Annotated in this window: 18 protein-coding genes and 1 pseudogene; 6 read left to right on the top strand and 13 right to left on the bottom strand. The window is 38.7% G+C overall.

From position 1 onward, the window contains the following. Window positions 1-148 precede the first annotated feature (148 nt). Window positions 149-628 carry a 23S rRNA (pseudouridine(1915)-N(3))-methyltransferase RlmH gene (rlmH, locus tag AB3I42_RS11615; RefSeq protein ID WP_002317110.1) on the bottom strand — a complete coding sequence of 160 codons (480 nt, stop codon included), beginning with the start codon at window positions 626-628 and terminating at the stop codon, window positions 149-151. Between the two features lie 452 nt (window positions 629-1,080). Between rlmH and AB3I42_RS11610 the strand changes: the two genes are divergently transcribed. Continuing rightward, on the top strand, window positions 1,081-2,367 hold the full coding sequence (locus AB3I42_RS11610) for a S1C family serine protease (protein ID WP_010737045.1): 1,287 nt from the start codon (window positions 1,081-1,083) through the stop codon (window positions 2,365-2,367). Window positions 2,368-2,424: 57 nt separating this feature from the next. On the opposite strand, the gene ytpR is transcribed toward AB3I42_RS11610, so the two are convergent. The 4 genes from ytpR to pepA form a co-directional block, all read right to left on the bottom strand. After that, complete coding sequence (gene ytpR / locus AB3I42_RS11605) at window positions 2,425-3,030, bottom strand: YtpR family tRNA-binding protein (RefSeq protein WP_010737044.1); 606 nt, start codon at window positions 3,028-3,030, stop codon at window positions 2,425-2,427. A gap of 308 nt (window positions 3,031-3,338) precedes the next feature. Then, window positions 3,339-3,806, bottom strand: coding sequence for a universal stress protein (locus tag AB3I42_RS11600; RefSeq protein WP_002317107.1), 468 nt, complete (start codon window positions 3,804-3,806; stop codon window positions 3,339-3,341). Window positions 3,807-3,835: 29 nt separating this feature from the next. Next, a complete protein-coding gene (locus AB3I42_RS11595) occupies window positions 3,836-4,156 on the bottom strand; it encodes a thioredoxin family protein (protein ID WP_010737043.1) in 321 nt (106 codons plus the stop codon). A gap of 536 nt (window positions 4,157-4,692) precedes the next feature. Beyond that, window positions 4,693-5,772 carry a glutamyl aminopeptidase gene (pepA, locus tag AB3I42_RS11590; RefSeq protein ID WP_181914660.1) on the bottom strand — a complete coding sequence of 360 codons (1,080 nt, stop codon included), beginning with the start codon at window positions 5,770-5,772 and terminating at the stop codon, window positions 4,693-4,695. A 198-nt stretch (window positions 5,773-5,970) separates the two neighbouring features. Between pepA and AB3I42_RS11585 the strand changes: the two genes are divergently transcribed. Together AB3I42_RS11585 and AB3I42_RS11580 are read left to right on the top strand one after the other, a co-directional pair. Beyond that, entirely contained in the window at window positions 5,971-6,324 is a 354-nt protein-coding gene (locus AB3I42_RS11585) for a PepSY domain-containing protein (protein WP_002317104.1), read from the top strand. A gap of 171 nt (window positions 6,325-6,495) precedes the next feature. Further along, complete coding sequence (locus AB3I42_RS11580; RefSeq protein WP_002317103.1) at window positions 6,496-7,452, top strand: glycosyltransferase family 2 protein; 957 nt, start codon at window positions 6,496-6,498, stop codon at window positions 7,450-7,452. Window positions 7,453-7,527: 75 nt separating this feature from the next. Here AB3I42_RS11580 and AB3I42_RS11575 read toward each other — a convergent pair whose 3' ends face one another. Further along, window positions 7,528-8,985, bottom strand: a complete 1,458-nt coding sequence (locus AB3I42_RS11575) for an NAD-dependent succinate-semialdehyde dehydrogenase (protein ID WP_368022511.1) — start codon at window positions 8,983-8,985, stop codon at window positions 7,528-7,530. Between the two features lie 294 nt (window positions 8,986-9,279). Here AB3I42_RS11575 and AB3I42_RS11570 point away from each other — a divergent pair, with 294 nt between their 5' ends. After that, entirely contained in the window at window positions 9,280-10,158 is an 879-nt protein-coding gene (locus AB3I42_RS11570; RefSeq protein ID WP_010737041.1) for a cation diffusion facilitator family transporter, read from the top strand. A 63-nt stretch (window positions 10,159-10,221) separates the two neighbouring features. Here the strand turns inward: AB3I42_RS11570 and AB3I42_RS11565 are convergent, their stop codons facing one another. From AB3I42_RS11565 to AB3I42_RS11540, 6 genes and pseudogenes are all read right to left on the bottom strand, one after another. Next, window positions 10,222-12,093 carry a glycosyltransferase gene (locus AB3I42_RS11565; protein WP_131773284.1) on the bottom strand — a complete coding sequence of 624 codons (1,872 nt, stop codon included), beginning with the start codon at window positions 12,091-12,093 and terminating at the stop codon, window positions 10,222-10,224. Between the two features lie 171 nt (window positions 12,094-12,264). Next, window positions 12,265-13,569, bottom strand: a complete 1,305-nt coding sequence (locus AB3I42_RS11560) for a glycosyltransferase family 2 protein (protein ID WP_181914662.1) — start codon at window positions 13,567-13,569, stop codon at window positions 12,265-12,267. A 23-nt stretch (window positions 13,570-13,592) separates the two neighbouring features. Further along, on the bottom strand, window positions 13,593-14,078 hold the full coding sequence (locus tag AB3I42_RS11555; RefSeq protein ID WP_081123419.1) for a hypothetical protein: 486 nt from the start codon (window positions 14,076-14,078) through the stop codon (window positions 13,593-13,595). A gap of 292 nt (window positions 14,079-14,370) precedes the next feature. After that, window positions 14,371-16,505 (bottom strand): annotated as a pseudogene (locus AB3I42_RS11550) (UvrD-helicase domain-containing protein). A gap of 75 nt (window positions 16,506-16,580) precedes the next feature. Next, a complete protein-coding gene (locus AB3I42_RS11545) occupies window positions 16,581-18,236 on the bottom strand; it encodes an FAD-dependent oxidoreductase (protein WP_010737035.1) in 1,656 nt (551 codons plus the stop codon). Further along, a complete protein-coding gene (locus AB3I42_RS11540; RefSeq protein WP_010737034.1) occupies window positions 18,237-18,548 on the bottom strand; it encodes a rhodanese-like domain-containing protein in 312 nt (103 codons plus the stop codon). A gap of 170 nt (window positions 18,549-18,718) precedes the next feature. Here AB3I42_RS11540 and AB3I42_RS11535 point away from each other — a divergent pair, with 170 nt between their 5' ends. Further along, window positions 18,719-18,979 carry a metal-sensitive transcriptional regulator gene (locus tag AB3I42_RS11535; RefSeq protein WP_010737033.1) on the top strand — a complete coding sequence of 87 codons (261 nt, stop codon included), beginning with the start codon at window positions 18,719-18,721 and terminating at the stop codon, window positions 18,977-18,979. A 12-nt stretch (window positions 18,980-18,991) separates the two neighbouring features. After that, window positions 18,992-19,303, top strand: a complete 312-nt coding sequence (locus tag AB3I42_RS11530; RefSeq protein WP_010737032.1) for a DsrE family protein — start codon at window positions 18,992-18,994, stop codon at window positions 19,301-19,303. A gap of 141 nt (window positions 19,304-19,444) precedes the next feature. Here AB3I42_RS11530 and AB3I42_RS11525 read toward each other — a convergent pair whose 3' ends face one another. Then, window positions 19,445-19,993, bottom strand: coding sequence for a CDP-alcohol phosphatidyltransferase family protein (locus AB3I42_RS11525; protein ID WP_034867944.1), 549 nt, complete (start codon window positions 19,991-19,993; stop codon window positions 19,445-19,447). Window positions 19,994-20,178: the final 185 nt, after the last annotated feature.

The raw sequence follows: 20,178 nt of genomic DNA, 5'->3' as shown, positions 1-20,178 counted from the left end.
CTACATTATCTTTTTAACAGTATCTATTTTTCTTTTGCAACTTACTTGGCTACCAAAGCAAATAAAAAAGTTATTTATAAATTTCTCCCTACCACTACCTATTGCTATTATTTAAAATAGGGATAATTTTTTCTCTTAAAAAATATCATTATTTGTGGTATGGAGCACCCGCATTGATCCGAAAAGCGCGGTAGATTTGTTCGACGAGGATCAAGCGCATGAGTTGGTGGGGATAGGTCATTTTACCAAATGAGATTTGGGCGTTGCTGCGTTTCATGACGGCTTCGCTTAAGCCGAGTGAACCACCGATGACAAAAGTGATCTGGCTTTTCCCTTGGATTCCTAGTTGGTCGATTTCTTTGGCGAAAGCTTCACTGGTTGGATTTTTCCCTTCGATCGCTAGTGCGTAGACGTATTCTTGTTCTTTGATTTTGCTCAAGATCCGCTCGCCTTCTTTTTCTTTGACTTGGCGCATTTGAGCTTCACTCAAGTTCTCAGGTGCTTTTTCATCGGGGACTTCGATTCGTTCGATTTTAGCGTATGCTTGCAGCCTTTTGACGTATTCATTGATTCCTTGAATCAAGTATTTCTCTTTTAGTTTACCGACTGAAATGATTTTGATATTCAATTGCTTTACTCCTTCATTTGTCTTTTTCATTGTTCGTTGTTCGTATTTCCTTCTTTTCTATTATAACGAAATGTTTGCTAAAAGAAAAAGCGAGTTATTTTTTATTTATTTAAAGATTCCCACATAGTTATACACATCATCCACAGGTTTATCCACAGAAAAGACGATGATTTTGGCTTATTTTATAAGTATTTCTTAAGCAAACGTATGTTTTGCACTGATTTATCCACGTTGTCCACATCTTGTGGATAAAAAAGGGTATTGTTTTTCTGCGAGTTTTCCGCTGATTTCTACACAGGATTTGTGGAAAACTTTTTTCTTATTTTTTCATCTGAACGCAATGATTTTTCCTAAAGTTTTTCATAAAAAGTTCATAGTCTCCAAGTAGACTAATCTTAACAAATAAGTCTATACTTAGAGATAGAAGAAAATGATAAATGGAGGCAGATCACATGGAGAGAAAAGATGTGACACCAAAAATGAAAAAGAATAATGGAATCTGGCGTAAGCTGGGTCTAGGCTTAGTCGGTGGAATTATTGGGGGCTTGGTAACGGCTGGTATTTTTTATGCTGTCATGGGTTCTGGAAACGCAGCGTCAAATTCGGGTGGTCATCAAAATTCAGCGGGCGAAACTGTCGTTGAGAATGTCAAAGTCAATGTCGATTCAGATATTACGAATGCGGTCGATAAAGTCCAAGATGCGGTGGTATCTGTTATCAATCTTCAAAGCCAAAATCAAGGGACCAACGGCTTTGGGCAACTGTTTGGCCAACAACAACAAGAAAGTTCTGATGATAGCAACCTAGAGGCTTCTAGTGAAGGTAGTGGTGTCATCTACAAAAAAAGTGGTAATTCCGCTTATATCGTAACGAATAATCACGTAGTGGAAGGCCAACAAGGATTAGAAGTTTTATTAAAAGATGGAACAAAAGTCAAAGCTGAATTAGTCGGGACGGATGCTTATTCTGACTTAGCCGTTTTGAAAATCAGTGCAGATAAAGTGAACAAAGTTGCTTCATTTGGTGACTCTAATTCATTGAAAGTAGGTGAACCGGCGATCGCAATTGGTTCTCCTTTAGGTTCTGAATATGCCAACTCTGTGACTTCGGGGATTATCTCTTCATTGAATCGCCAAGTAACCAGCACGAACGAGTCAAATCAAACGGTCAATATCAATGCGATCCAAACAGATGCTGCGATCAACCCTGGTAATTCTGGTGGTCCATTAGTTAATATCGAAGGTCAAGTGATCGGGATCAATTCAAGTAAAATTGCAAGTACTTCTGCTTCTTCATCAGGTGTAAGCGTGGAAGGAATGGGCTTTGCGATCCCAAGTAACGATGTAGTAAATATTATCAACCAACTTGAAAAAGATGGAAAAGTAACCCGTCCTGCTCTAGGGATCACAATGGTTGACCTTTCAGCCGTTTCAACCCAACAACAAGAACAAATCTTGAAAATTCCTGAATCTGTGACAAATGGTGTGATTGTTACCAGCGTTCAACCGGCGACACCTGCAGAAAAAGCTGGCTTGAAACAATATGATGTCATTACAAAAATCGATGATACTGATGTTTCTTCTGGTGTAGAATTACAATCTGTCTTGTATCAGAAAAAAGTCGGCGATTCAGTGAAGGTCACTTACTATCGCGGAAAAGAAAAGAAAACAACAACAATTCAATTAACAATTGATCAATCCGCATTAAAACAAAGCCAATCAGAGAACTCTGGTAACTAATAACTAATTTCCTATACAAAAACAGCACGGTTGCTCGGCAACTGTGCTGTTTTTTGCTTATTTTGGAAATGCTTCGCCAATCACTGCATCTTCTGGTAAAACAAGGATCCCTTTTTCTTTCGGTGCATCTGGTAATTGTAATTCTTTTGCCGAACAAATCATTCCGTGACTTTCAACCCCACGTAATGTTCCTGGCCAAATCATCATTCCATCAGGCATCATAGCTCCTGGTTTGGCAACAACGACTTTTTGTCCTGCTTCAATGTTCGGAGCGCCACAAACGATTTGTAAGACTTCCTCTTTTCCTACTTGTGTTTCAGTGATCGATAAGTGATCAGAATCAGGATGTGGTACGCAAGTTTTGACGTAGCCAACAACGATTTTTGGTTCATTTTCTTCTGTTAACGTTTCTTCAAAACCAGCTTCTTTGATCAAGCGGTTCAACTGTGCAATTTGTTCTTCTGTTAGTTTGACTTGTCCGTTACCTTCGATCGTAAGATGGTCGGAGATATGGAAAAAATTCCAGCCAACGATTTGTCCTGTTTCATCTTTGATTTGAGCAACATTCCATTTACGGATGACCGTATTTTCGGTTCCATTGTCATTTGAGACGATGACCATCAAGGTATCTCCCACGTGCGCTTTATTATAAGCAAAAATCATGTTTTTTCCTCCATTATCCTTTGCTGACATTTATCTTAACAAAAAAAAAGTTTTTGTGCATGCTTTTTTTCATTCTTCAAAAAAAGTGCGAACAACTATTTTCTTAGTTATGGAATCGCAAGAATTTTCAATAGCAACGAGCCTGTGAAAGATATCTTGCCCTTCACTCTAAAAACGAGTAAACAGCATGCAAAAAGTCACTCTATCAGAAAATTTGCCGGAGAATCCCAAAAATAGGAGGAACTATTTTCGGATTCTCCGGCTTATTTCTTAGAGCTAGGCATTTCACTATCTCTTAGTTAACGTATTTAATTGTCGGTGTTGTTCTCCACTTCATCAGAGACAATCAAGACATCACATGGTGCTCGGCGGATGACATAGCTGGAAACACTACCTGTCATAAATCGTTCAACCGCATTTAATCCTGATTGACCGACCATGATCAAATCGATCGCATATTTTTTTGGTAAGTTGACTGCCATTGATTCTCTAACAGAACCATAAGCGACGATTCCTTCGATTTTTTGATAGTCAACTGTTTTTCCATAAGCTTTGCAGTCTTCGATCATTTGTTTCGCTGCTTCTGTTTGTTGGTCAACTAGCGTTTGATCTATTGGGACATAGCCCATGAAATTATAAAATTGTTGGTCGATCACATTTGCTACATAGACGGTTCCGTCGTTTCTTCGAGCAACCTCAACTGCTTTTTTAAAGGCAGAAAGTGCTTGCTCACTTCCATCGATCCCGACCAAAATATTTTTATATTCTTGTTCCATCCTGATCCCTCCTAACAAATATCCAGATGTTAGCCGTTCGTCACACGATTTAAAAAATCCTCGATTTCTTGTTTTGTTTTCCGATCTTTATTCACTAGACGACCTAATTCTTTACCGTCTTTGATCACTACAAAACTTGGGATTCCAAAAATGTTCCACTCAGCGGCTACATCTATGTATTTGTCACGATCGACTTCAATAAAACGCCATGCGGCAAAATCATTTTCTATTTCTGGCATTTGAGGCTTGATAAAGCGACAATCGCCACACCAATCTGCGGTAAAGAAAAAGACACTGTTCCCTTTTTCAACGTAACCTGCTAATTCTTCTAAGTTTTTTGGAATAATCATTGCTGTCCCTCTTTTCTTCTTATATTTAAATTATACACCTTTCTTTAAAAGTCACCAACTCCTAACCAGTCCTCACTTTTGTATTCAAAAAATTCAGGTGCTTCAACCAAAAAAACGATTCACCGATTTCCCCCGTATTTACTGACTGACGTCAAAACAAGAAGAGGCCGAGACAAAACTTGTCTCAGTCTCTTCTAGTATCTCTAAAAGCGAATAAACGGTGTTCAAACATCAGCTCCTTGAAATAAGCCTGAATTTTCCAAAACATGAGAAGCTGTTTCAAAAAATTCAGGCTTATTGTCATCAGAGCTACCCGATGTTTTCACGACCTCTGATTCACGGCGTTCAAGAAGCAACTCCTCAACAATAAGCGATGATTTTCTAAAATATGAGGAGCTATTTTAAAAAATCCTCTCTTATTCGCTCGGAGCTAAACGCTTCTTTCACAGCCTCTTCTTAACTATTTATACTATCCTTCGCTTATCTCTGTTCCACGATCCATGGTTCTCGTTTCACTTCGTTTAAAGGATGTATTCTTATTTTCCGTAAACGATCGTATTGACAGTCGATTTGTCTAATCCTTTTAATGTTTGGATTAACATCTCTCTTGCTGCTTCAAAGTCACGAATGCTAAACATTGTTTGATGTGTATGAATGTAGCGTCCTACGACTCCGATCACCGTACTTGGGATTCCTTCGTTTTGTGTATGTGCCGCACCTGCATCTGTGCCGCCTTTTGAGACAAAGTATTGGTAAGGAATGTTGTTTGTTTCAGCCACGTCTAATAAGTATTCACGCAAGCGTGGTAACATGATCAATCCTGGGTCTTGGATACGCATCAACGTTCCTTCACCTAGATGTCCGAATGTCCCTTTTTTCGTTACCGTATCGTCTGCTGCTGAGCAATCGACTGCAAAGAATAAATCAGGTTTGAATTTGTTGACAGAAGCTTTTGATCCACGTAAGCCAACTTCTTCTTGCACGTTTGCTCCTGCGATCAATGTATGACCTAGTTTTTCATTTTGCAGCGCTTCTAACGCTTCTAACACCATTGTACAACCATAGCGGTTATCCCATGATTTACTGATGATATTTTTGCCATTAGCCGTTTTGATGGTTTCAGCGAATGGTACGATCGTATCGCCTGGCAATACGCCAAAGCTCATTGCTTCTTCACGTGATTCAAAACCAGCATCAAATAAGATATCTGTCACTTCCACTGATTTTTGGCCGCTTGTTCCACGTAATAAATGTGGTGGAACAGAAGAAGAAATACATGGGTAATTTTTGCCAGAAGAAGTCTTCAATGTGTAGCGTTGAGCAGAAACCACATACGGATTCCAGCCACCTAAAGGTACAACTTTGAATAAACCGTTGTCCTGGATTTGGGTTAGCATAAATCCTACTTCATCCATATGAGCCGCAACCATCACACGTGGGGCATCTGCCTCTTCATGTTGGCGTAAGCCAAAGATTCCACCTAAACCATCTAGTTGTAATTCGTCCACTAAGGGTTCCATGTGCGCTTCCATATACGTACGAATGTCTTGTTCAAAACCACTTGTTCCTTGAAGTTCTGTTAACTCTTTGATTCGTTGAAATGTTTTTTCATCCATAATAAAGTTCGCCTAAGATTCAGACTATGCTCCTCTCAAATTTATAGTTGACTGACTAATTTGTATTGCTCTTAGTCAATCACTCACATTTATTATAGCTTATTTTAATTGATAGCGGTTATTTATTTCTAAGAAAAACACAGAGTATGGTAGAATAAATGAAGATAATCTTTTTGGACAAAGAAGGAGGTAAGACGTATGTATTCTGAAGAATGTGAGTCAAATAATTTTAAAAACGGTCTTGCTATAGGTATCGGACTTGGTTTAATCAGTGGCATCACTTCAATGGTTTTGTATCAACGTAAGAAAACGTTATCAGCTGATCAAGTCTTAGAACAAGTCAAAGAATCATTCTTAAAAGAAGGCTCCATCGAGGGGTCTTGGATCTCATTTGAAAAAGAACCGACTAGAAAATTTGCGATCCATTCCAAAGCTTATCGTGGAGGGATTTCCCGCCTGGAAGATGGCGAAATCATTTGCTACGAATTTTTAGCGGATGCGTATACCGGCACCGTGTTAGAGATTTCAAGAAAAAAGAATGAATTGATTTAATAAAGCGAAGCCTCAGCCATCACCATTAATATAAAAATAGTGGTTTTATACGGGGCTTTTTACAATGGAAACAAAAAGAAGTGAAAATTCTCTCTAGGTACTAGCATTTAAGAATTTGATACAGTATTCTTAATAGAGATTTTGTTTTCTATGATTTAAGGAGAGTGAAAAATGGAACAACAAGAGAAAATTGCTGTTCTGATTCCTTGTTATAATGAAGAAGCGACGATTTCAACAGTCATTGCAGACTTTAGACGAGAATTACCGGAAGCAGAGATTTACGTATATGACAACAATTCGACTGACACCACCTATGAACTTGCCGTGGCGTGTGGGGCAATCGTCAAAAAAGAACCAAGACAAGGGAAAGGAAATGTCATTCGGCAAATGTTTTTTGATATTGATGCAGATTACTATCTCATGGTGGATGGTGATGATACCTATCCTGCCGAAGCGGTGCATGGATTACTGGATAAACTTCGCTCAGGTGAAGCGGATATGGTAATTGGTGACCGACTTTCAAATGGGACTTACTTTGACGAAAACAAACGTCCGTTTCATGATTTTGGGAATAATTTAGTGAAAAACACAATCACACGATTATATAAAACAAAAATACGAGACGTCATGACAGGCTATCGAGGATTTAATCGTATTTTTGTCAAAAGTTTCCCGATCATGAGTTCCGGATTCCAAATCGAAACTGAACTGACGATCCATGCCTTAGACAAAAAATTCAAATTGGTCGAATTGCCGATCGATTACCGAGACCGTCCAGAAGGCAGTGAATCGAAACTGAATACATTTTCTGATGGATTTAAAGTGATCATGATGATCGTTAAAATGTGGAAAGACTACAAACCATTGATGTTTTTTGGCATCTGGACCTTTTTCTTTTTTGTATTCGGCTTATTTGCCGGTGTTCCAGTGATCCGAGAGTATATGCTGACTCACTTTATCACACGGGTACCTTCTGCTATTTTAAGTACCGGATTGATGATCCTTGCCTTACTTTCATTAGTTACTGGGTTGATTTTAGATACTGTTGTAACGAATGCCAAAAAAGAATATGAACTAAATCTCTATCATGTCTATCATGAATGTCGAAAGCAAGAACAACAGAAATAACGTAGAAATAACCAAAGAAACTAGCTGGGAAGAATCTAGCTTCTTTGGTTATTTTTTTGCTTTTTGATACGCTAGTTATTTAGCTGTCCGAATCGTCACAAACTTCGCTACTACATATTCTTCCACACCGTAAGTTCCATTTTCCCGACCAAAGCCTGAATGCTTGACCCCTCCAAATGGCGTAGCTGAATTTGAAATAGCTGTATCATTGACACCGACCATCCCATATTGGAGTTTTTGGCTAACATTCGCGATCGTGTGGATATTCGTTGCGAAGAAGTAAGAAGCTAACCCAAAGATGGTATCATTGGCGTCTTTGATCACTTCCTCTTCTTCCTTAAAAGCAATCAACGGAATCACTGGTCCAAAGGTTTCTTGATAAAAGATGTCCATTTCCTTCGTGACACCATCCAAAACAGTGGGTTCAAAGAAATAACCATGCGCATACTCGCCTTCTGTCAGTCGTTGCCCACCTGCTAAAATCTTGGCTCCTTTATCTACGGCATCTTTGATTTGTTCTTCTACCTTTTCTAAACCTTCTTGATTAATCAAAGGACCTGTCGTTGGATCATCTAAGCCATTACCAACGGATACTTGTTTGATTTTTTCGACGATCAATTTCGTAGCTTCTTCTTTGATTGCTTCATGAAGAAAAATTCGATTAGGCGACGTACATACTTGTCCGTTATTGATGAATTTTGTTTTGATCAATTGATCCGTTGCTAATTCTAAATCTGCATCTGGAAAAATAATCAACGGCGCATGTCCGCCTAGTTCCATGGAAACTTTTTTCAACGTTGATGCTGCTTGTTTATTTAAGATTTGACCTACTTCTGTCGAACCAGTGAAAGTGATTTTTTGCACGTCTTCTGATTCGGTTATAATTTTACCGATCGTTGAGGAGTCTCCAGTCACGATATTAACGACCCCTGGAGGAAAGCCAGCTTGATCAAAAAGCTCCATTAACGCCAATGCAGAAAGCGGTGTCGCTTTTGCTGGTTTTAAGATAACCGTGCAGCCAGCCGCGATTGCTGGAGATATCTTACGGATAATCATATTGGATGGAAAGTTCCAAGGAGTGATTGCACCTACTACTCCAACTGGTTCTTTACGTACTTGCCATTCATTGGTTGCCGGAGAAGGAATGATCTCGCCTAAGATTCTTTGCCCTTCGGCAGCATTCCACCGCAAATTTTCAACATTCGTGTTGATTTCTGAAGCAGCTTGTTTGAGTGGCTTTCCTTGTTCCATCGTCATGATCGTAGCTAAACGTTCACTGTCTTCTTCCACTAGATCTGCCATCTTGTTCATTAATTTTGCCCGTTGAGCAGGAGAAGTTTTTGACCACTCTTCAAATGCTTTCTTAGCGGCTTTGATTGCTTCATGTGTTTCACTTTCTCCACCTTTTTGAACATTCGCTAAGGTTTCACCTGTTGCAGGGTTGATCACCTCGAAGGTACCTTCTGTTCCTGTCTGCCATTTGCCATTGATATAAAGACGAGTTTCGACTTTTGGTAAATCTCTTTTTGCCATGTGTCTCTTTCCTCCTTCTTATTCGGTACAAATCTACCCTAACACGGTTAAATTTAAAGCTCAAAGCATACGCATCAGATGACTTTCCTGCTTTTTGTTTTTAGCTGATTTCTGAATCTACTGCAGGTGTCATCATAGCTGATCCCCTTTGATTCGCTGCTCCTATCGATTCAGTTAAGCTCGGGATAGTTCCAAATTTCGCCTATCCAAAACCATTATATTTTCCACACTTTTAGTGATTTTATTCGAAAATATTATAAGATAATAAAATACTTTATGTTGGAGTGAAAATGTGTGAACAAAGACAGATATAAACAATTGAAACAAGCAGAATTAGGTGCAATCATCAGTATTGTCGCTTATATCGTAGTCTCGATACTGAAGTTGACTATCGGGAATCTCGCAAATTCTGAAGCGTTAAGAGCAGATGGCTTAAACAATTTTACGGATATCCTAGCTTCAGTTGCTGTATTGATCGGTTTGAGAATCTCACGCAAACCTGCAGACACTGAACATCGCTATGGTCACTGGAAAGCCGAAAATATTGCAAGTTTAATCACTTCGTTTATTATGTTATTGGTTGGTCTGGAAGTCTTGTACTCTTCGATTCTCTCGATTACTGACAAAAAAATGGAATCACCCGATATGACCGCAGCCATTGTTGGGATTGTCTCAGCGCTGATCATGTACGGGGTTTATCTCTTTAATAAAAAACTAGCCACAAAAGTCAACAGTCCTGGTTTACTAGCTGCTGCGAAAGACAATCTTAGTGACGCGTGGACAAGTATCGGTACGGCCGTGGCAGTGTTTGCGGCCTCCTTCAATTTGGGTTGGTTGGATAGTGCCGCTGCAATCGTCGTGGGTTTATTGATTTTAAAAACAGCGGTTGATATCTTTAGAGAAAGCTCCTTTTCTTTATCTGATGGCTTTGACCAACAAAAATTAGAGCGCTACAAACAAGCAGTCAATAACATCCCGGAAGTCCAAAGCGTGAAGAGTATCAAAGGGCGTACTTATGGTTCAAATACCTATGTAGATATCACTGTTACCATGGACCCTAATTTGACTGTCAAAGAAAGTCATGATATTTCTGATTTGATCGAACACACTTTATTTGAACAATTCCAAGTCCACGAAACAGATGTACATGTCGAGCCTGTGGAGAAGTCTTGAATAGCTGATAAAAAATGAAAAAAGAATCATTCGCTTTTTTTAAAAGCGAGTGATTCTTCTTTTTTAGCTTTCTACTAAATCATCTTCCATATCAAATTCTAGTTGTTTGGCAGCATTCAGCTGGTCACTATAATAACTCGCTAGTTCTTCCGCTGATTGTGGGGTCAAATCTTCAAATGAGAAAGTGGTGTAAGCTTCCTGTGTTTCTCGACACACTGAAGTAATCTGCAACCCTTGTTGTTGATCAACAAACATATAGTTTTCTCCCGGAATGAATGATTCCCCACCAGTTCTGATCCGAAAGCCATTAAAACTCATTTGATACATCTCAAAAATTTTCGAATCATAGGATAACTGACGATTGACTGTAATACTTAATGCTTCACTGTCACTTTCGATATCTCGGTTTTTACCGATCGTGATGGCATAAAACAAGCCATAAAGATTATAGACTGACCATACTAACGTAACAATATAACCAAATTCATAGCCTTCCCCACGAATCAATCGATAAAGAGCAATGATACAAGCAAAAAGAATCCAGCAAAAAAGAACGATATGCGGGAACACCGTACGCCAATCAAATGCGTTACTCCCGACAATTTCTTTTTTCGTTACGTTGAATTTCTTTTGTGGTTTGAAAAATTCTTTTAATAATGCTCCTGTGTGGATCGGTGCCACAAAGCAGTCATAAATGTGAGAACTCGTTAGATTTCTTATTTTAGGCACGTATAACCTAAAGGATAAGGTGATCATAACAAACGGCGGTAAAAAGAATAGTAACAATTGATGGTTGTTACTTCTAACAAGAAAAATATCAAAAACCATAAACAGCGTAGGCGCTAATAAAAAAATAATTTTCTGGAAAGAAGTAAACCAATACAAATAAGAGTTGTAATAACATAATTTTTGCATCAATGACAACCCTTTTAACTTTCGTGGCTTGAAGTGGTCAAAAATCTGCTTCGTACCTTGTGCCCAACGCGAGCGTTGGGAAGCTAGTTCTTTCGCTGTATAAGGGGTAATTCCCAATGCATAAGCCTTGTTGATAAAGAGGGTCTCGTAGCCGGCATTTTGTAACAACATCCCTGTCGCCATGTCTTCTGTAATACTATTCGTTGGAACCCCACCGATTTCTTCTAAAGCACTTCTTCTAATAATTGCATTTGTCCCGATATGGATCAGGGCGTTTTCTCGAGAAAGAGCTGGCTCCAAAAAACGCATAAATAATTCTTGCTCATTATAAAAGGAATTTCTTAAAAGCTGAAATGGATCTTTATTATAGAAGGTTTGAGGATATTGAACGAGTGCCATTTTAGGATTTTTGAAATAATTAACGGCTTCAAAAATGATATTTTTTTTGACAATAAAATCTGCATCCAATAGTAGTACGAGGTCACTAGTCGTTTGTGAGAGTGCATAGTTGATGTTGCCAGCTTTCGCATGCTCATTGCCCTCTCGTGATAAATAACCGATGGAAAAACGTTCTGCCATCTCTTTTAATTCCTCACGATGACCATCATCGCAAATATATATTTTTTTATTGGGATATCGTAACGCTTTGACAGCCAAAGCCGTGGCGATCACTAATTTACTATTTTCGTTATACGTACAAATAGACGCCGCAACACTTGGTTGAAAACTCTCGTCATAGGCCTCATAGAGATGTTCATTTGACAATTTATTCGAAAATAGGTAAATAAAAAAACCGTAGACAAATAACCCGATAAATTCTGCAATATAAAGAATGATCCCAAATATTAAAGAAACAGAACTATCTATTAGTATGGTATAAAACAAGCGCCATATCAAATAAACAACTAAAAAAGTAATCGTGATCTTTGAAAAAAGTTGTTTGACAAAATCATATTTTTTTGCCAACAAATACAACAATATAATTATTAAAAACAACCCCGTCAGATAGTACAATTCCACATTATCTCCTCCTTTATGTTTATATTAAACATTATAATAGTTATTATAAAAAACAGTTAGTAAACGGTTTCTCTGAATCATTTAGTTAGTTATGTAACCAAAAAGACTGTAGTAAAAGACGGCTTTCGTCTTCTGCTACAGTCACTTGTTTGCTAGTCCTTTTCAGTTGCATCATTCACTTTTTCGTTCTGGACTTTTCCATGTGCCGCTTCCGTATCCTAAAATCGTTTTGATTGCTGGGATAAAGGTCGTCATGATGGTGATCGCATTGACCATCCAGAATAACAACATATACAATGGGGCAAATAACATATATTTCAATTTTCTTCCTTGATCGTCTACCACCAAAGATGCAATCAGTTGAATGATGCCTGAGATCATTTCGAAGCAAACAAACAGAAAGCTAATCGTCAATGTCCGATAGATTTGTTCAAAATTTCCTTGATAAAGATAAATACCCATTAAAATAATAAAAACGAAAAATGAAATACAAAAGAACAACGACCAAATAATACTAAAAGTTTGATCAATAAACATGAACGTCCTGCCGATATTTTCAAAAGGATGGAAGAGGACTTTTTTAAAATTCGTCAACCAGACTTCCGTCCCCCCTTTTGCCCAACGTTTTCTCTGACGATAAAGCATCGGCAAACTTACTGGAACTTCCATAAAAAATATGATGGTTGGCGCAAACACCGAGATCCAGCCATTCAGCTGATGATCCCACGCAATACTGATATCTTCTGTCGCCCGATCTTGACGAAAGCCGCCAACATCGATCAATGCGTCTCTTCGATACATGGTATTTGCCCCACTGTACGCATAAAGACCGCCAAGTACACCTGCTTGTGTTCGTTTGATGATCCCTACGATGCTCGAAAATTCAACAGTCTGGGATTTTCCAAGTAAAGACGTACGATTTTTCACGTCCATATTGGCAGTAACAGCAGAGATATTTCTACCACCAGGGCGAATAAAGTAATTCACATAATTTGACAAAGCATCTGGTTCAGGTACCGTATCCGCATCATTGCTTAAGATCAACCGACCTTTGGCAAAAGCCATCCCAATATCAAATGCGTGAGCTTTCCCCTTATTTTTATCAATGCGGATCACTCGTAATTTGGGGTATTTTTTTTGTAAACGAGCTAATATTGCCGGGGTTTCGTCCGTTGAACCATCATCTGTCACTAACACTTCATAATTCCCATAATTGATTTTTGTCATTAAATAATCGATTGTGTCTTCAATCACCACTTCTTCATTGTGGGCCGGTACCATGATCGTGATAAACGGTTCGACCTCTGTCGGAATCTCCGCCCAATCAATGTGCTTATATTTAAATAAAAACGAATAGCATAATACCCCAATAAACCATGCAAAACTACCAAGGATTGGGTAAGAAACAAGGATAAAATAAATGATCGTAGCTACAAAATCCAGTAGTTCATTACCTGTATGAATGACTCTGACCATTAGAGTTCGACCCCCTCGTTTTTTTAGAGGTTTTCGATCAAATCTTTTTCAAGATTTTGCTCTTCTGATACTACGTAATAGCAAACCGCTTCACGCTCTTCCTTAGGTCCAAAGCGCATGCTGAATTCCGTTTCTAAAATATCTCGACGCTTTTCTAATTTTTCTTCATCATACATTTTTTCACTTCTTAGCATCGTTTGGTAACGACGATTATTCCAACGAGTCATGAATAAGAATAAAAGAACAAAGCCTAAAAAAGCAACCGCTAAAAATAGCAACAAAAAAGAAAACGTTTTTCGTTCTTCCGGAAACGAATGCCATTGTAATCCTCTCCCTTTCATTGAAGCCCGAAACGAAATAGTTACCCAAATAAATGGAAAAATCACGCCACACCATCCTAGAATCGCAACAATCCATTGCTTGATTTTTAACCGTCGATTTCCTTTGGCAAAAAACTTATCCTTAATCAAAAGAGTTGCTACTTCTTCACGTTTTATTCGAGTATTCATTTTTCTCCCACCTTTAAAAAATAAATTTAGTCCCCTTTTATAAAAACCTTTACATTTTTTGATGATGACAGCTAGACGAACAATTCATCAAATGACCAACTACCCTTTACTTATACTTTACTTTTATTGTGTTTATTTAATTTTGTTTATTTAATAGTAGCTTGTTTCTTGAAATATGTATGAGATTTGATCTTGACGTTAAGGTTTTCTTAATAAATTAAAATAACTAAAATAATAAAAACATAAAACAAGTTATCTTAGCGAGTCTCACTAAAGATAACTTGTTTTTTCTCTATTGATCTGTTACCAAAGAAATAACGACAGTTTTCATTGCTCGAGATATAGCCGTGTACATTTGCCTTCTTTCACGTGGGGTATTCGGTTCAGCTGTTAGATAAATCAGTACGTGATCAAATTCGAGTCCTTTAGAAAGACTCAATGGGCGTACTTGGATGTTCAGCTGATTATTCCGCTCTACTTTTTGTTGTATCATTGCGGCTTGCTGTTCTTCCAACGTAATAACTGTTAATTGTTCACCTGTGTGCTGTTGTCGTTCATTGACCTGACTGAGCCACTGATCAAAAGTCGCTGCAGTCACAAATTCCGGCTCTTCCCCATAAGGACGAACGGGAACAATAGCGATCTTTTCTTTTTCCCCTGAATATTGGGTAAAGAGAGTCGTGATTGCCCCGCTTGAACGATAACTATTCAATAAATCATATCTCGTCACAGATCGTCCAGCCGTTGAAAAATAGCTTTCAATTGCTTCAAAAGAAGTCGTGGAATTAAAAATCCCCTGATTTTCATCTCCTACGAGTGTAAAGCGAGCGTTGGGGAAGATGTTTAACAAGAGCAAAAGTTGCGCACTTGTATAGTCTTGCACCTCATCGATCAACACGAACTTTTTGACTTGGGTGATTTTTTCGATCAGCAGATGGCGCACATGCAAACGTGCGACGGCTTCATCTAATGTACAAGGAGTTGTTCGCTGATACTTATTCCCAGTGTAACTTTGATAAATCTCCTCAAATAAAAATTGTTCATCGACCCATGCCATCTGTTTGATTTGTTTCGTTACTGTTCGATATTTTCTTTGAAGCAATTGTTTGCCATAACTGACTAATTTTTCTGGCGATTCATCGGTGATCAACTGTTGGAAATACTGTTGTTGCATCTTTTCTGGTAAGGATAATAATTGATCTTTAATGGCGTCACTACCTGCTTGTTTCAGCAATTGCTTTTCCCAGTAGCGCAACAATCGGTCTTTAGTCGCTTGAAGTTTTTCTCTTAGATTCGGGTAATCGGGCGTGCTATCATAGATTTTTTTGATCACTTCTTTTGAGATCACGATTTTTTCCTTCTTTTTGATGGCTAAAAAGAAATCAGCCTGTTTAGTAAACAAGGAAGTCGCTTGCTCGATCTGCTTCATAAATGCCTGACTTCTGAGAACTGCTGTCTGGTCATCCACATCCGTCTGCGTAATCCGTTGAAAATAAGCTTTTTCTGACTCAACATTCCCTAAAAAAAGTTGATCCACCAACTGAATCATCGTGACATTCAACGGATTTTTTTCACCTAACGAAGGTAATACCTTACCGATATAATCAATAAATTGATGGTTCGGTGACAAAATCAGCAAATCATCCGCAGAAAGTTGGTTTCGGTATTGATAAAGCAAATAAGCAATTCGTTGCATGATCGTTGAGGTTTTCCCACTGCCTGCAACGCCATTGACTAAGATATTTTGGCTTGTAGTGTCTCGGATGATCGTATTTTGTTCGGATTGGATCGTAGCCGTGATTGCCTTCATCTCTGACGTCTCACTTTGTTCTAAAGCATCAAGTAAGACATCATCTTGGATTGCTACCGAGGTGTCAAAAAAGTGGAGCAATTGATCTTTTTTGATGATAAATTGACGTCGCTCATGGATCATTACCTCAATTTGGTTTTGATTCACTAAATAAGAAGAATGACCTAAATCGTTGTTATAAAAAAGAGAAGCAATCGGCGAACGCCAATCATAAACCAAGGTTTCATCTTCATCATTGGTAAAGTTAGCCGTCCCAATATAAAAAGCTTCGTGACTGTTTTTTCCTTGTGCTTCTTCCTCTAAAAAATCAATTTCGATCTTCCCAAAATAGGGACTCATCAATAGCCGTTCGATTTTTTTCAAGTCTCATTAGCTGATTGAATCTTGAGATTCAATTGATCGATTTCGCGATTTTTCATCTCGATCAGTGAATACGTATCAAGATTGTCTAAATAACTTTCAAAATTGATCCGAATATCTTCAGACATCGTTTGTAGAGAGTCCCGACCGTACGCACTGGTTTCTTGTAATAGTTGCTGATACTCTTCCTGCTTTTCTAGTAATTGCCGATAAACTGACGCTAGATAGGCTTCTTCTAAATTTCGTGTGTTGACCATACACATTCTCCTTTGATTCGAAGTAGTAGAACTAACCAGTCTAGCGCCATTTTACTAAGAATGCAAGGCAAAGCTCTATTTTTCTGGATAAATCAAGTCTTCTGGACGAACAGCGTGATACAAGGCAAAGGCGCCATCGAGATTTTGGACATGAAAGCCTGCTTGTTTCAAGATACGTTCTGCTAAGTAACTACGAAGTCCACTATGACAGCTGACAATGTATTCTTTCTCACGGTCTAATTCCGCCAATCGACAGCGTAAATCATTTAAAGGAATATTCAGCGCATCTTTAAAAGCACCGTTTTGCAACTCGCCTTCATTACGAACATCGAGTAAGATTTTTCCTTGTGCAAGTGCTTCTGGCAATTCATGCCATTGGATCGTCTCGCTTAGCCCTTCTGCGACATTCATGGCCACATATCCCAACATGTTCACTGGATCTTTCGCAGAACCAAAAGGTGGCGCATAGGTAAATTCTAATTCCGGTAAATCAAAAATCGTTAGTTGTCCTTTGATGGCTGTGGCTAAACTATCGATTCGTTTATCAACACCTTTGGCACCGACTCCTTGTGCACCATAGATTTCACCTGTCTTAGGATGAAAGATCAGTTTTAACAAAATATCTGTAGCTTCAGGATAGTAACTAGCATGGTCTTTCCCAGAAACATGGACTACTGAGAAAGGTAAGTTGGCTTGTTGGGCCATTCTTTCTGTTAATCCAGTAGAAGCGGCAGCAAGGTCAAAGACCCGCACAATTGACGTACCAAGACTTCCTCGATTGTTACGAACGATTCCCGCTATATTATCTGCTGCTTGTCGCCCTTGACGGTTAGCAGGAGAAGCAAGAGAAATCAACGCATCGGCACCTGTAATTTGTTGTTTGACAACGATGGCATCTCCCACCGCATAGATGGAAGGATCACTTGTTTGGTAGTGTTCATTGACTACGATCCCACCACGCAGCCCTGTTTCAAGTCCAGCCATTTTTGCCAATGTACTGTCTGGCTGAACGCCTACTGAGAGGATCGTTAAATCAGAATCGATCGTTGTGCCATCATCTAATCGTAACTGCTTGCCACCATGTTCAAAAGCAGTGACAGAACGTTTTGTTTGGACATGGACGCCTTGTTTAATGAGTTCATTTTGGATATGCACCGCCATTTCTTCATCTAAAGAAGGCAGGACATGTGGTGCCAGTTCTACAATTGAAACTGCCAGTCCACGTTTTTTTAAATTCTCTGCCATTTCCAATCCGATAAATCCTGCCCCTACTACGACAGCTTTTTTGGGTTGTTCTTCAAGAGCATTCATTACCATATCAATATCCGGTACATTTCTAACAGTATAAACATTTTTGGCTTCTGCTAATCCTGAAATAGCTGGTCTGACTGGTTTTGCCCCTGGGGAAAGAAGCAATACATCATAACTCTCCTGCCATTTTTTCCCGTCAGATAAAACTTCAACTTTCTTTTCATCTGGATAAACGGCTGTGACTTCATGATTGGGACGCACATCTAATTGAAAACGAGCAGCCAATGATTCTGGTGTTTGTACCAAAAGATTCTCTCTCTCACTGATCTCACCAGAGAGATAATAAGGTAACCCGCAATTGGCAAATGAGACATACGGTCCTTTTTCAAACACGACGATTTCAGCATCTTCTTTTAAACGACGTAATCTAGTGGCAGCAGACATCCCCCCTGCTACCCCGCCGACAATAACAATTTTCATTTATTTCCCTCCTACTGTTGGTTCAAACCATTGATTCATCCCACCACGTACATTGATAACATCATACCCCATTTTCTTCAACTCTTTCGTAGCTTGTTTGCTCCGCATTCCCGATTGACAGATGACATAGACAGGCGCTTCTTGTTTTCCTTTAAAACTTAGAATACGTTGAAGTGGAATATTTTTCGCTTGTCTGATATGCCCCCCTCGGTATTCTGCTGGTGTTCTTACATCGAGCAACTGAATAGAACCATTCAATTTTTCTTTTAATTCCGCTGTTGAGATTGATTTGACTGTTTGAAATAGTGACATCTTGATTTCCACCTTTTTATTTTTTGTAAATACCTTATGGGGTATATTCAACACAAAAAAGAGAGAATTGTCAACTATTCAAATTCTAGCTTTTTCAAATCGACATAATTATTTACAAAATATACCTACATAGGGTATCATCTCACTAGAAGCATAAAGGAGGTTTTCAAATGGAAATCAATGACAAGAACATCATCAATCGACTAAAACGAACAGAAGGACAAATTCGCGGCATCCAAAAGATGATTGAAGAAGAGAAAGACTGTATGGCAATTATCACACAATTAAGTGCCGTTCGTTCTAGCATTGATCGTGTCATGGGAATGATCGTGGCAGAAAACTTAAAAGACTGTTTGGAGCATCCAGAAAACAGCGCAGAAGAGCAAGCCAAAAAAATGGAACAAGCAATCAACTTGATCATCAAAAAATAAGGAGAGACTCAAATGAGAGTTGTTTTTCATATCGATGAAACGAGAAAGTGGCATGAAACGATGAATAACGTCAAGAACCTATTGAAAATCGCTCCTGAAACGACGATTGTGGTTAGTGTCAACGGTGAAGGCATCACCGGCTACCTTGATCCAGCAAATGAAGAATTTCTTGCTTTAGGGGTTACCTTCCACGCTTGTGCTAATGCGCTACGTGGCAATCACATCAGTACAGAATCCTTGCCTGAAAAGGTCATCGTGGTACCAGCTGGTATTTTAGACCTCATTGAATTACAAGAAAAAGGCTATGCTTATATCAAACCTTAAGACTACTAGCTTCGAGAGTTAAACAAGGTTCTCCTATGGAAAATAAAACAATGAGCGGAAATCCATCCCCTCATCAAGTAAAAGAACTCAAACCACTTCCTTGGCTTGAGTTCTTTTATTTGTATTTGAGACATTACTCTCTTAATTCAATAGTTTATGATATTCACGGATATACAAAACGAAGGATTGAAGCAAGCTATAAGTGATCAATCCAAAGATCCAATTGACCCAGATCGCAGGAAGTTCGGGAAACAACAGTAAAAGCACCATGCCTGCGTAAATGACCGCAGTTGCTAATTTCCCATACCATTTTGCCCCATCTAATTTCACATTTTTTCTCAATCCAATGATACCAGCAAAAAACATGAACCCTTCTTTGATCAGAAATAAACCGAATATCCACCAAATCATCGGTCGATACCAAGCCATGGAAAGGATCAAGACCAGTTGCGTCAACTTGTCTGCCACTGGATCTAATAATTTCCCCAATTCCGTGATTTGGTTGAACTTACGAGCAATAAATCCATCTAAAAAGTCAGTGATTCCTGATAGAGCAATCAAGATACCGGCAAGCATAAACGATTGCTCTAAAACAAAGTAAAAATAAAACGGCAAAAGAACCACACGAAAAATTGATAAGAGATTAGGGATCGTTCCTATTTCTTTTCGCCAATTCGAAGTCAGTTTCATCCATGACATCTCCCTAAATAAACTTTGTTCCATTTTAACCTAAATCGGTAAAAGTGCCAATTTTTTCCCGTTGTCTAAAGTCATGAGTAACTCTCCAATTTAGCTATTCACATACTTGGATCGTAAAAACTACTGGAACGACTGTCAAAAAAAGACGAGAGCTATTGGCTATTCCTCTTTAAAAC

It is taken from the genome of Enterococcus sp. C53 (assembly GCF_040887425.1).
Classification (GTDB): Bacteria; Bacillota; Bacilli; order Lactobacillales; family Enterococcaceae; genus Enterococcus_B; species Enterococcus_B hirae.
The sequence above is the reverse complement of the archived record's forward strand: the minus strand, read 5'-3'. Positions and strand labels throughout refer to the sequence as shown.